Raw genomic sequence first — 12,632 nt, forward strand, 5'->3', positions numbered from 1 at the left:
ATGGTCAAGCCCTTGATGGTCAATGCGTTCAACCCTGCGAACGCCGAACGTCTCGATGCGCCCTTGCGCGCATTGCTCGAACGCAGGCAGCGCGTGCTCGGGCCATCGTACAAGCTCTTCTACGAGGAGCCCGTACATCTGGTCCGGGCAGAAGGCGTCCATATGTACGATGCCGAAGGAAACCGCTATCTGGATGTCTATAACAACGTGCCGTCGGTGAGTCATTGCCATCCGCGCGTGGTGGCGGCGATTGCGAAGCAGGCCGCAACGCTCAATACGCACACCCGCTATCTGCACGAACTCATCCTGGACTACGCGGAGAAACTGGTCGCCACCTTCCCGGCGGAACTGTCGAACGTGATGTTCACCTGCACCGGCAGCGAGACGTCGGACCTTGCCTTGAGAGTCGCGCGCAATTTCACGGGCGGCACGGGGATCATCGTCACGGAGACGGCTTATCACGGGATCACCAGCGCCGTGTCGGAAATCTCGCCGTCGCTCGGCGATCACGTTCCGCTCGGCAGTCACGTCCGCACAGTGCCCGCGCCCGATGCCAAGCGCATGGGCGATGCCGATGTCGGCAAGACTTTCGCTGCGAACGTGGAAGCCGCCATTGCCGATCTCGCGCGGCACGGCGTACGCACTGCAGCCCTGATCGTGGATACGATTTTTTCAAGCGACGGCGTCTACGCCGATCCGGCCGGTTTCCTCGCGCCCGCGGTCGACGCAATCCATCGCGCGGGCGGCGTTTTCATTGCCGATGAAGTCCAGCCCGGCTTTGGCCGCACAGGCGACAGCATGTGGGGGTTCCAGCGGCACGGCGTGCTCCCCGATCTCGTGATCCTCGGCAAGCCGATGGGCAACGGCATCCCCATCGCGGGACTCGTTGCGAAACCGGAAGTCTTGCAGGACTTCGCGTTGAAGGCGCGCTACTTCAATACGTTTGGCGGCAATCCGGTGTCTTGCGCGGCGGCGCTTGCCGTGCTCGAAGTCATCGAGCAAGAGCAATTGATGGCGAACGCGAAGAAGGTCGGGCGTTATATGAAGGACGGCCTGGAGGCGCTTGCACAGCAATTCCCGTCGATAGGCGCCGTGCGCGGCGCGGGATTTTTCATCGGCGCGGATCTGGTCAGCGATCCGGCAAACGCGACGCCGGATCCGGCGTTGGCCACGCGTCTTGTCAATGGATTGCGCAAACGGCGCATATTGATCGGGGCATCCGGACCGGAAGGCCACGTATTGAAGATTCGTCCGCCACTGCCCTTCTCGATTGAACACGCGGACTTCTTCCTGAGCGCAATGGAAGACACCCTGCGCGACGAGCAGACTGGAATTTAATGCACGACCGCCTTGGCCGCGCGTTTCCGGCGGCCGGGGGATTGGGATTCTTCGAACGCACCTGTAGCCGGCGCGAGGCTGGCATCGGTTGCGCTGGCTGCATCGCTCAAGTCGGTGCCCGGTTCGAACCCGGCTTCCGCGCCCGGCACGACCAGCATGCCGAGGCGGGGCCGCAGTGCATCGCCCGCGGCAACCAGATCTTCCACGATCATCTTGCGCACTCTCGCAGCGTCGCCGTCCTCTATCGCCTGAACAATCTCCCGGTGATGCAGGTTTGCGTGCTCGCCACCATAGTCGGGGGCATCGAGTAGTCCGTAGAACACCGGGCCAACCTGCCCCCACAGGTTCTGAATCAACTCAAGCAACCGCGGGAGCTTCGCTTTCCGATAAATATCGAAGTGAAACTTCTCATTGAGTTCGCGATACGTTGTCTTCTCGCCCCGCTCTATGGTCTTGTCCATTGCAACAAGCGTCTTCTTCAGGCGTGCAGTATCGGCGGCACGGAAATGCGCAGTCGCGACCTCCCCAGCGAGCCCTTCGAGTTCGCAACGGATACGATAGATTTCCGCGAAGTTTTCGGGCGACAACGACGGCACCACGATGGTGCGATTTGGCAACATGACAAGGAGACGCTCGGCGACGAGGCGCTGCAGCGCTTCACGAACCGGCGTGGTCGAAATGCCGTAACGCTCCGCCAGGGAGCGAATGATGAAAACCTGCCCGGGGTGAAAGGTCCCTGATATCAAACCGCCCTTAAGGATCGCGTACGTCCGATCGTTAAGGTTTTGATGTTCGAGCTTGTCTTGATGCATTCGGCGCAACCGTCCATGAGGAGAATCCGGGATACCTTTCATGATGTAAAGCCAGGTTTGACGCGGCTTCACCATGATCATGGCTCGATATGATATATCAAGTGTGCAGGATCGACGGTGGATTCAGGCCGTTCGTCGCTTGCTCAACACGCGTTCCCCTAGCGCCATCAAAACGGCGCAAATCACAACTCCGCGAGTTTCCCGCTGTCCAGTATCTTCACCTGCCTGCCCTTCATCACGATCACGCCGTCCCTTTGCAGCTTTGAAAACATACGGCTGACGGTTTCCAGTTTCAGTCCGAGATAGCTGCCGATTTCTTCCCTCGTCATTCGCAGATTGAACTCCGCGGCCGAATAACCGCGCGCCTTCATTCTCGACGACAGGTTTATCAGGAACGTGGCCACGCGCTGTTCGGCGGTCATGGTGCCCAGCAGCATCATGAGATGCGCGCCGCGCACGATCTCGCCGCTCATCATGTGATGCACATGCTGTTGTACTGCCTTGAAGTCGTAGCACAGGTTTTCCAGCAGGTCGTAGGGGATCACGCAGACCTGGCTGTCTTCCAGTGCGACCGCGTCGCAGTTCTGCCTGCCCGCGTACACGCCGTCGAGTCCAAGCGGTTCTCCGGCAATGTGAAAGCCCGTGACCTGCTCGCGGTCGTCGCGAAAGATGATCGTCTTGAAGCAGCCAACGCGGACCGCGTAAACGCTTTTGAACGTATCGCCGGCGCGAAACAGCGTCTCGCCGCGCCGCACGAGCCGCCTTGTGCACACGATGGAATCCAGTTGACCAAGCGACGCTCCGGGCAGCCGCGTCGACATCAGGATGGTGCTCAGCGAACAGATTGGACAGTCGATAACCGGAGGCCGCTCCGGGTACGTCTGTTCCGCGCGGGTCGAACGGGTCATGAGATGGAGTGAGCCTAAGGCTGACGGGACTCACACCATTGTTGCCGCGCAAACCCGGAAACAGCATTGATTCGAATCACTTTAGCCCATGCCGCCGGCAGGGATATCCATACGCGGCCGCGCTGTGATTCGCTGGGCCCGCGCCGTGGTATCAAGGACAAACGTACAGAACAGGAAGGCCGACATACTTGACTTGAGTCAAAACCAGCGCGGGCCGTTGACCCACAATTCCTATCGTTAGCAGGTTTGAAAGAAAGACCGGCCCGCGCCGGAAATCAGGAGAAGCATATGCGCGCACTTGACGTCATGACCCGTGCGGTAATCACGGTCAAACCGGAAACATCGGTGCGGGACGCCGCTGCCCTATTCGCCGAGAATCACATCAGCGGCGCACCCGTGGTGGATGACGAGGGCCGCTTGATCGGCATGATCACCGAGGGCGACCTGATTCATCGGATCGAAACGGGCACGCAAACCCGGCGCCGCTCATGGTGGCTCGATTTCTTTTCTTCCACGCGAGATCTTGCCGCCACCTATATCAAGGAGAACGCGCGATCGGTGAGGGACGTCATGACGGAAAAAGTGATTTCCGTGCGCGAAGGTACGCCGGTCAGCGAAATCGCGGATCTGCTTGAGCGGCATCGAATCAAACGGGTTCCGGTTGTCTACGACGGAGAGCTTCTTGGGATCGTCAGCCGGGCGAACCTGGTGAAGGCGCTGGCAAGCGTGCCGAAGGAAACCGCGTCCGCTCAGCCCGATGCCGATGAGGCAATCCGCAATGCTGTCCTTCGCGAACTTGCGAATCATCGCTGGGCATTGGCTGCGGAGAACGTCATTGTGAATGCAGGCACGGTCCATCTGTGGGGCGTTGTCACCTCGGTCGAGCAGGCGCGCGCCATGTGCGTTGCCGCGGAAAACGTGCCAGGCGTCAAAGGCGTTGAGGATCATACGGACTTTCCGGTGGTGATTCCCGCCATGTGACCGTGAGCCTTGGCAAAGCGTGCGGCAGCGAGGCTTTATGGAGTACAGGCGCGACGTAGCGAAGCCACCCGAACCATGTGTTGACCAGAGGTGAATAATGAGTAAGACAATGAAAGCGGCTGTGGTGCGCGGGTTCGGCCAGCCATTGGAAATCGAAGAGGTTGCAGTGCCTTCGGCCGCGGTCGGACAGGTGCTTGTCAAGATTGAGGCTTGCGGGGTTTGCCATACCGATCTGCACGCGGCCCACGGGGATTGGCCGGTCAAGCCAAATCCTCCGTTTATTCCGGGACATGAGGGTGTCGGCTACGTGGTTGAAGTCGGGGCTGGCGTGCGCCATGTCAAGGAAGGCGACCGCGTAGGCATTCCATGGCTGTACTCCGCGTGCGGACACTGCGAGCATTGCCTGGGCGGGTGGGAAACGCTCTGCGAGTCGCAACAGAACACGGGATACTCGGTCAACGGTGGTTTCGCCGAATATGCGCTTGCAGATGCGAACTATGTCGGGCATCTGCCGAAGGGCATCGGCTTCGTCGATATCGCGCCGATCCTTTGCGCCGGTGTGACCGTGTACAAGGGATTGAAGGTCACCGATACAAAACCGGGCGACTGGGTCGTCATTTCGGGCATTGGCGGCCTCGGGCACATGGCCGTGCAGTACGCGAAGGCGATGGGTCTCAACGTAGCCGCCGTGGATATCGACGATAAAAAGCTCGAACTTGCCACTCGTCTCGGTGCAGCGCTGACAGTGAACGCAGCCACGACCGATCCCGCAGCCTTCATTAAAAAGGAAATTGGCGGAGCACATGGCGTGCTTGTCACCGCTGTTTCTCCCCGGGCGTTCTCGCAAGCGCTCGGCATGGTCCGGCGTGGCGGCACGGTTTCCCTGAACGGTCTGCCGCCCGGCGACTTTCCGTTACCGATCTTCGACGTGGTGCTGGGCGGCATTACCGTCCGCGGTTCGATTGTCGGCACGCGGCTCGATTTGCAGGAGTCGCTGACCTTCGCCGACGAGGGAAAGGTCAAAGCCACGGTCTCCACCGATAAACTGGACAACATCAACCAGGTATTTTCTCGTATGGCCGAAGGCGACATTGAAGGCCGGATCGTGCTGGACTTCGCAGCATGACCCAAGCGGGCAACGCTTACACCAAAGACTCGCCATGAAAGATGAGCTTGCCGACGTGGCGCCGTATCGGCCATCGATTTATGCCGCGCCTTTTCGAAAAGACGGCGACGGGATGGAAGTGGAATTGCTGTCGAGATCCGAACAGGACGCGTTGATGGAAGTATCGCAACTGATCAGCGTCCGGCGGCATACCGTCCTCTATCCGGAAGGCGGCGAGGCGCGCTTTGTCTATAACGTTGTCAGCGGCGTCGCGCAAACCTATCAGTTGCAGGCGAATGGCGACAAGCGCATCACGGCCTTCCTGTTTCCGCGGGATCTGATCGGGCTCAGTGAAAACGGCGCTTACGTTGCAACCGCGCAATCGCTGACGCCGGTGACTGCATTCAGGATTCCGTTCGACGCGCTGCAGGCTATTCTCGAACGTGACCCGGGACTCGATATCGGGCTGCTTTGCAAGCTGTGCCACGAACTGCGGCGCTCCCAGCATCACGCGATCACGGTCGCAAGAAACGATGCGCCTGCGCGTCTCGCGAGTTTTCTGCTCTGGATCGAGCACGCATACGCGCCACCCGGCCGGCTCGCTGGAGAACTGATACTGCCCATGACGCGGCATGACATTGCCGATTACGTGGGCTTGACGGTGGAATCGGTCAGTCGCGCATTGCACGCGCTCGAAGCACAGGGCGTGATCCGCCGTAAGGGCCCGCGTTTCATCACCTTGCTGGACACGGCGAAACTGCGCAAGCTGGCTGGTCAGGTCTAACGGTGCAAGTTAGGTGCAAGACCTTATCTGCTATGTATCGAGGGAATGCCACGGCCCACGCGTCAGAACAGAGTCACCAGCATCGCCAGTGCGATTACCAGCATGACCCCGGTTGCAACCCACCCAAGCAGACGAAGCCAGCCGCGAGCCGCGAACTGACCCATGATGTCAGTGCGTGACACCATCAGCATCATCACGACCATCAACGGCACTGCAACCACGCCATTGATCACCGCACTCCAGTAGAGCGCGGCAATCGGATTGATGGCCGTGAAGTTCACGATCATGCCGATGAGCGTTGCAATGGCGATCGTCGCATAAAACGCTTTCGCCTCCTGTACCTTGCGTGTGAAGCCCACCGGCCAGTCGCGCGCCTCCCCGATCGCATACGCGGCCGACCCGCCGAGGACAGGAACGGACAACAATCCGGTACCCACGATACCCATGGTAAAAAACAGCGCGGCGTACTTGCCGGCGACTGGCCGCAAGGCCTGCGCCGCCTGAGCGGAAGTCTGGATATCGACAATGCCGGTCGCGTTGAGCGTCGCGGCAGTCGTAGCCAGAATCGCCAGGGCGACCAGGTTCGACAGCCCCATGCCCACCAGCGTATCGATCTCTATGCGATGCAGCGCCTTTCCACCTTGCTCCGGCGCTTGCAGAAGGTCCAGACGCCGCGGATGCGCACGCATGTCCTCGACCTCCTCCTCGGATTGCCAGAAGAACAGATAAGGGCTGATCGTCGTGCCGAATACTGCAACCACGGCGGTCAGATAGTCGGACGTCAAGGCAATATGCGGAACAAAGAAATGACGTCCCAGACTTGCCCAGTCAATATGCACAACCGCCAGAACAGCGAAGTAGGCAAAAAGGGAAAGCGTGAACCACTTCAGTACGGCGACGTAGCGCGTGTACTGCAAAAGCAGTTGCATGCTCACACATACCACCGAGAAGAACAGCACATACAGCCATTTCGGGCCGGGTACAAGAAGCGCCATTGCGTCGGCCATTGCGCCGAGGTCCGCACCCAGGTTGATGATGTTCGCCACAAGCAGCAGCACGACCACCCATTGCAGCAGCCAGTTCGGATAATGCTTGCGCAGCACGCCGGCAATGCCGTGACCGGTGGTGCGCCCGATTCGGGCGCTGATCATCTGGATCGCCACCATGAGGGGATAGCTGAAGAGCAGCGTCCACGATAAACCGTAGCCAAAGGCCGCGCCGACCTGGCTGTACGTAGCGATCCCGCTGGGATCATCGTCCGAGGCGCCCGTGATCAATCCAGGGCCGAGCACGCCAAGCAGACGCGGCTTCGATGGACCGACGACCGGGTCCGCAGTGATGTCCTCTGGCTGAGGCGGCAGATCAGGTAGGCTCATGAGCGTACGGGTGCGGTCCAGGTCGGGTTGCGAATTACAAGATTCCCGCTCGCCAACTGGTCGGCAGGGCGTTCCTTTGGATCGAAACGGATCAGCGCGTCGGGGACGTGTCGCCGGTCTGCTTATCCGACGCCACGTCTACCACGCAAAGCAACGGCTTACCGATCCGGCAGCCGGATCAGATCGAGCGTGATGAGGACAAGGATTAGTGCCGGAATGATCAGCGGTTCCGACACAAGACCCGCAACAACAGCGCCCACTGCTGCCGAAAGACTATAAGTCAGCCACGCGAGCCCAGGCAGCAGTACCTCCGACAGAGGCGGACGCTTTTCCCTCGCGTTCTTGCCGCCAAAATAGCGGCCGATGAACGTGTCGGAAAACTTCACCATGTTGTTGGTCACCACCAGTGTCTGTAGCGAGACGGCGCCGAAACGGCTGATCGTTTCTCCCTGCATGCCGAGTGCGAGCGCAAGCATGGGAAGTTCGACGGGAATACGCAGCGCCGCATTCTCGCGTACAACCCCGGCGACGACGAGCAGCACGGCCATGATGCATAGCTCGAGCGGCGGCCGCTTCAGATGACGCCTGATGAGGCTCGCAATCATGCATCCGATGAAAAACGCCCCGATCGCGAAAGCAAGCAGTGAAAAACGGGACCACGCGCCCTGGGCCAGGCTCCAGCCAAGCTGGACCGTATTGCCGGTCATGATCGCCGGGTAGATCCCGCCCGCGTCCTTGTACCCGATCACCTCCACAAACCCGCAAACAGTCGTGAGCGCCACGACGCGGCGCACGTTGACGTGCAGCGGGAGCGCGGTCACCGGCGCGGAAGATATGTCCATTGATCGCTCCTTGCGCTCAGGAACTACGCTTGTCCGTCGCGAACTCCGTCCGCAGCGCGGCGCCGTGCTGGTCGAGCGAAGGTGCTCCCGGGCGCACGGCGGGGTCGGCGTAGCTGCTGATCTTGATAGGGTTGCCGGGCATCCTGACGCCGCCGGCTTCGATCACCATGTTACGCGCAGCCGTCTGCGGCAGCGCCGCAGCCTCTGCAATGTCGAGCAGCGGACCGACGGGCACGCCTGCCTCGTGGATCACCTGCAGCCAGTGAGCCGCGTCGCGCTCGCGCAGTGTCGCTTCGAGCGCTTCTTTCAAGGCATCCGCGTGTTCCATCCGGTCGTGATTTCCGATGAAACGCGCATCCGTCAACAGTTCGGGACGGCCGATCGCGTTGCAGAGCTTGAGGAACAGCGAGTCGTTGCCGGCACAGATCACAAACTGCCTGTCGCGCGCCTCGTAGACGTCGAAGGGCGCCATGTATGGATGGCGATTGCCGATGCGGCCCGGGGCCTTTCCCGTCGCCACATAGGACATGAATCCATGTTCGAGAAACGCGAGCGTTGCGTCGAACATTGCCACGTCGACATGCGCACCCTTTCCTGTCTTCTGCCGATCATAGAGGGCGCTTGCAATACCGCTGAACATGAAGACACCGCCACACAGATCGGACAGCGACGTACCCACGCGCGTTGGCGGCCCTCCGGGGAAACCGGTTGCATCCATGATGCCGCTCATGGCTTGGACAATGGTGTCGTAGGCCGGATAAGTGGCCATTGGTCCTGTCTGGCCAAAGCCCGATGACGATGCATAAATCAGCCGCGGATTGATGCGGGAAAGATCCTCGTAGGCGAGCCCAAGCCGCTGCATCGTTCCAGGGCGAAAATTTTCCGCCAGCACGTCAGCCTCGCGCACCATGTTCAGAAATATCTCCCGGTCAGCGTCCGCCTTCAAATCCAGGACAATGCTTTCCTTGCCCCGGTTCACGAAACTGAAGTAAAGCGACTGGTCGTTCACGAAAGGACCGAGAAGCCGTGTGTCGTCTCCATGACCGGGTTGCTCAACCTTGATGACGCGCGCACCCAGATCGGTCAGGATGTTCGTGCCGAACGGGCCATTGAGAACGTGCGTGAGGTCGATCACCAGCACGTCGGAAAACGGGCCAGCTGGCCGGGTCGTTGTTGCAGAGGGTGCGTCCATCGTCTTCCCTTTGTTTAAATCTGATTGGCAATCCTTAGCGAAATCCGAAATGCATCGCCAAAAGCCGATGCACTACTTCGTAGCCGCAAGACCGCTTTTCGGATTGAGGTTTTTCAGGTGCCCACTTTCCGTGCCCGCGTGAGGATCGATCACGCAGTTGATCAGCGCAGGGGTCTTCGCTTCAAGCGCGGCTGCGAGCGCCGCTTCCAGGTCTTCAGGCCGAGTCACGTGGTATCCCTTGCCGCCGAAGGCTTCTATCAGCCGGTCATAACGCGCCGAGCCCATGAGGACCGTTGGCCCCGGATCGGCTCCGCCGCTGCGATTGACGTCGTCGCCGTGATAGATACCGCCGTTGTTGAACACCACAATGACAACCGGCAGACGATACCGGCAGATGGTCTCGATCTCCATGCCGCTGAAGCCAAACGCACTGTCGCCTTCTATTGCCACGACCGGCCGGCCGCTGGTCGCCGCCGCGCCGATTGCATAGCCCATGCCAATGCCCATGACGCCCCACGTGCCAGCGTCGAGCCGCATGCGCGGCCGTTGCATATCAATGATGTTGCGCGCGAAATCCAGCGTATTCGCACCTTCGTTGACGATATAGGCGTCCGGATGTCGGGTGAGGACATCGCGCACCGCGCGCAGACCGCTCTGGAACGTCATGGGGTCCGGGTTGGCCAGCAGATTTGCCGCCATCTTTTCTTCGTTGTGCCGGCGGCGTTCGTTAATCGCATCTGTCCAGGCCTTTGGGGCATGCACTGGCGTGGCCGACAGGCCCGCTCTGAACGCTGCGATCGAGGACGCAATGTCGCCGGCAACGGGCGCGGCAATGGCACGGTTGCTGTCGAATTCGGTCGGCTCTATATCGATCTGGATCAGGCTTGCATCGGGCGACCATTGCGGCGCCTTGCCATGCCCAAGCAACCAGTTCAGGCGTGCACCGACGAGCATCACCACGTCGGCCTGTCCCAGCACAAAGGAACGCGCGGCAGCAGCGGATTGCGCATGGTCGTCCGGCAAGAGGCCCTTGGCCATCGACATGGGCAGGTACGGAACGCCGGTTTCTTCGATAAACCCGCGGATCGCGTCGTCGGCCTGCGCATAGGCTGCGCCCTTGCCCAGAATAATCAACGGACGTTGGGCATTTGCGAGAAGCGTAAGTGCGCGACCCACGGACTCCTGCGACGGAATGCGCGCGGGCGCCGGATCGACAACCTTGATCAGCGTGGCTTTCGCGGATCTGGCGTCGGTTGTCGCGGCCAGCGCAGCAGCGGTCAGATCCAGGTACACACCGCCTGGCCGTCCCGAAAGCGCTGCCCTGATGGCCCGGGCTACGCCAATGCCGATGTCCTCGGGCCGGTTGATTCTGAACGCCGCCTTGGTAAACGGCTTCGCCGCGTTCATCTGGTCGAGTTCCTCGTAATCGCCCTGCTGCAGGTCGATGATTGCGCGATCGCTCGATCCGCTGATCTGGATCATGGGAAAGCCATTCGTTGTCGCGTTGGCAAGCGCGACGAGTCCGTTAAGAAAGCCCGGCGCCGATACAGTCAAACACACCCCCGGCCATTGCTTCAGATAGCCCGAGATGGCGGCGGCGTTACCCGCCGACTGTTCGTGACGAAAGCCAAGATAACGGATACCTTCGGCCTGCGCGAGGCGCGCAAGATCCGTGATGGGAATGCCGGCGACGCCATAGATGGTATTGATGCCGTTGAGCTTGAGCGCCTCTACGACCAGATGGAAACCATCGGTCAGTTCGCCTTGCGTTGGAGTATCTGCCATGTCGCGTTCGTTCCAGTGAGTGAGGGGTGATTGCTACCGAAGCTCAGATGACCTTCGCCTCACGGAACCTGTCGATCTGCTCTTTCGAATATCCAAGCCCCACGAGGATTTCCTCGTTGTGTTCACCCAGGAGCGGTGCGCCTTCTATCGTTGGCGTAAATCCGGAAAACTTGATCGGACTGCCAACAGTCAGGTATTTGCCGCGCTTTTTCTGCTCCACCTCTACCACTGTTCCACTTGCACGCAATGACGTGTCGTTGGCGATTTCTTTCATTGTCAGCACGGGTGCGCACGGGACATCGAACTTGCTCAGATAGTCAACCGCCTCGAACTTGGTCTTGTCCGCGAGCACCTTTTCGATATCCGCGAAAATATCGAAGATGTGTGACTGCCGCGCTTTCGCAGTGTTGTAGGCGGGGTCGTCCTTCCACTCGGGCTTGCCAATTGCATCACAGGTCGCTGCCCAGTTCTGTTCCTGGATCGTAAAGTAGATGTAGGCGTTAGGATCGCTTTCCCACCCTTTACATTTAAGGATCCAACCCGGTTGGCCTCCGCCACCGGCGTTGCCACCGCGTGGCACCACGTCGGTGAACGTGCCGTTGGGATATTGCGGATATTCTTCGAGATACCCTACGCGCTCGAGCCGTTGTTGGTCGCGCAGCTTGACCCGGCAAAGGTTGAGCACGCTGTCCTGCATCGAGATGGTGACACGCTGCCCCTTGCCCGTTTTCTCCCGGCCGATGAGCGCAGTCAGCAGACCGATCAGCAGATGCATGCCGGTGTTGCTGTCACCGAGTGCCGCTGCGCTGATCGTTGGGGGACCGTCCCAGAAACCGGTGGTCGACGCCGAACCGCCAGCACACTGAGCGACGTTTTCGTAGGCCTTGATGTGTGTGTAAGGCGACTCGTCGTTGAATCCCTTTACCGAGCCAAAGATCAGGCGGGGATTCAGTTCCTGCAAATGCTCCCACGTAAAGCCCATATGATCCATGGCGCCCGGGTGAAAGTTCTCGACCAGTACGTCGGCCTCACGAATGAGTTGCTCCATGATCGCCTTGCCTTCGGGCGTCTTCGTGTTGAGTTCCAGCGAACGTTTGTTGCTATTGAGCATTGTGAAATACAGCGCATCGAGATCGGGGATGTCGCGCAGTTGATTGCGCGTCACATCACCAACACCGGGACGCTCCACCTTGATCACATCTGCGCCATACCACGCCATCATTTGCGTGCAGGCGGGACCAGACTGGACACCGGTGAAATCGATAACCTTGATACCACTAAGCGGGAGATCCATGGCGTTAATCCTTTGACGGTGTAAATTCAGTCTGTGATTAAGCGCCTGTTGATATCGAACAGCATTGATACAGATCAAACTGTGCAAAAGCGCACCGTCCTCGCTGTGGAAATATTTTTTTCCGTTGTAATCGCTCTGGTAACTAGACCGTAATGCGATGAGCGTAGGCGGATGTAGATCAGTTTTTCTCAGCCTTTGATTCCTTTCAATCCTTT

At 59.7% G+C, this 12,632-nt stretch carries 11 protein-coding genes; 4 read left to right on the forward strand and 7 right to left on the reverse strand.

All coding sequences use genetic code 11. The annotated features are described in order from the left end of the window. A complete protein-coding gene (locus AWB64_RS00110) occupies positions 1–1,338 on the forward strand; it encodes an aspartate aminotransferase family protein (protein WP_060816621.1) in 1,338 nt (445 codons plus the stop codon). On the opposite strand, the gene AWB64_RS00115 is transcribed toward AWB64_RS00110, so the two are convergent. Continuing rightward, positions 1,335–2,150: a GntR family transcriptional regulator gene (locus tag AWB64_RS00115; RefSeq protein ID WP_082850344.1), complete on the reverse strand. Its 816-nt coding sequence runs from the start codon at positions 2,148–2,150 to the stop codon at positions 1,335–1,337. The two genes, AWB64_RS00110 and AWB64_RS00115, sit on opposite strands and share 4 nt — an antisense overlap. Positions 2,151–2,332: 182 nt before the next feature. Continuing rightward, on the reverse strand, positions 2,333–3,058 hold the full coding sequence (locus AWB64_RS00120) for a helix-turn-helix domain-containing protein (protein WP_082850315.1): 726 nt from the start codon (positions 3,056–3,058) through the stop codon (positions 2,333–2,335). A gap of 288 nt (positions 3,059–3,346) precedes the next feature. Between AWB64_RS00120 and AWB64_RS00125 the strand changes: the two genes are divergently transcribed. From AWB64_RS00125 to AWB64_RS00135, 3 genes are all read left to right on the forward strand, one after another. Continuing rightward, positions 3,347–4,039 (forward strand): CBS domain-containing protein, encoded by a 693-nt coding sequence (locus AWB64_RS00125; RefSeq protein WP_060816622.1) that lies wholly within the window; start codon positions 3,347–3,349, stop codon positions 4,037–4,039. 97 nt (positions 4,040–4,136) lie between these two features. Beyond that, on the forward strand, positions 4,137–5,165 hold the full coding sequence (gene adhP / locus AWB64_RS00130) for an alcohol dehydrogenase AdhP (protein ID WP_060816623.1): 1,029 nt from the start codon (positions 4,137–4,139) through the stop codon (positions 5,163–5,165). Between the two features lie 34 nt (positions 5,166–5,199). Continuing rightward, positions 5,200–5,928, forward strand: a complete 729-nt coding sequence (locus AWB64_RS00135) for a Crp/Fnr family transcriptional regulator (RefSeq protein WP_060816624.1) — start codon at positions 5,200–5,202, stop codon at positions 5,926–5,928. A gap of 62 nt (positions 5,929–5,990) precedes the next feature. On the opposite strand, the gene AWB64_RS00140 is transcribed toward AWB64_RS00135, so the two are convergent. From AWB64_RS00140 to frc, 5 genes are all read right to left on the reverse strand, one after another. Beyond that, positions 5,991–7,304, reverse strand: coding sequence for an NRAMP family divalent metal transporter (locus AWB64_RS00140; RefSeq protein WP_060816625.1), 1,314 nt, complete (start codon positions 7,302–7,304; stop codon positions 5,991–5,993). 158 nt (positions 7,305–7,462) lie between these two features. Further along, positions 7,463–8,146 carry a YoaK family protein gene (locus AWB64_RS00145; protein WP_060816626.1) on the reverse strand — a complete coding sequence of 228 codons (684 nt, stop codon included), beginning with the start codon at positions 8,144–8,146 and terminating at the stop codon, positions 7,463–7,465. Positions 8,147–8,162: 16 nt separating this feature from the next. Then, positions 8,163–9,338 carry a CoA:oxalate CoA-transferase gene (gene yfdE / locus AWB64_RS00150; RefSeq protein WP_060816627.1) on the reverse strand — a complete coding sequence of 392 codons (1,176 nt, stop codon included), beginning with the start codon at positions 9,336–9,338 and terminating at the stop codon, positions 8,163–8,165. 72 nt (positions 9,339–9,410) lie between these two features. Next, positions 9,411–11,123, reverse strand: a complete 1,713-nt coding sequence (gene oxc / locus AWB64_RS00155) for an oxalyl-CoA decarboxylase (RefSeq protein WP_060816628.1) — start codon at positions 11,121–11,123, stop codon at positions 9,411–9,413. Positions 11,124–11,166: 43 nt separating this feature from the next. Next, complete coding sequence (gene frc, locus AWB64_RS00160) at positions 11,167–12,417, reverse strand: formyl-CoA transferase (RefSeq protein WP_060816629.1); 1,251 nt, start codon at positions 12,415–12,417, stop codon at positions 11,167–11,169. Between the last annotated feature and the right edge of the window lie 215 nt (positions 12,418–12,632).

It is taken from the genome of Caballeronia sordidicola (assembly GCF_001544455.2).
GTDB classification, from domain to species: Bacteria; Pseudomonadota; Gammaproteobacteria; order Burkholderiales; family Burkholderiaceae; genus Caballeronia; species Caballeronia sordidicola.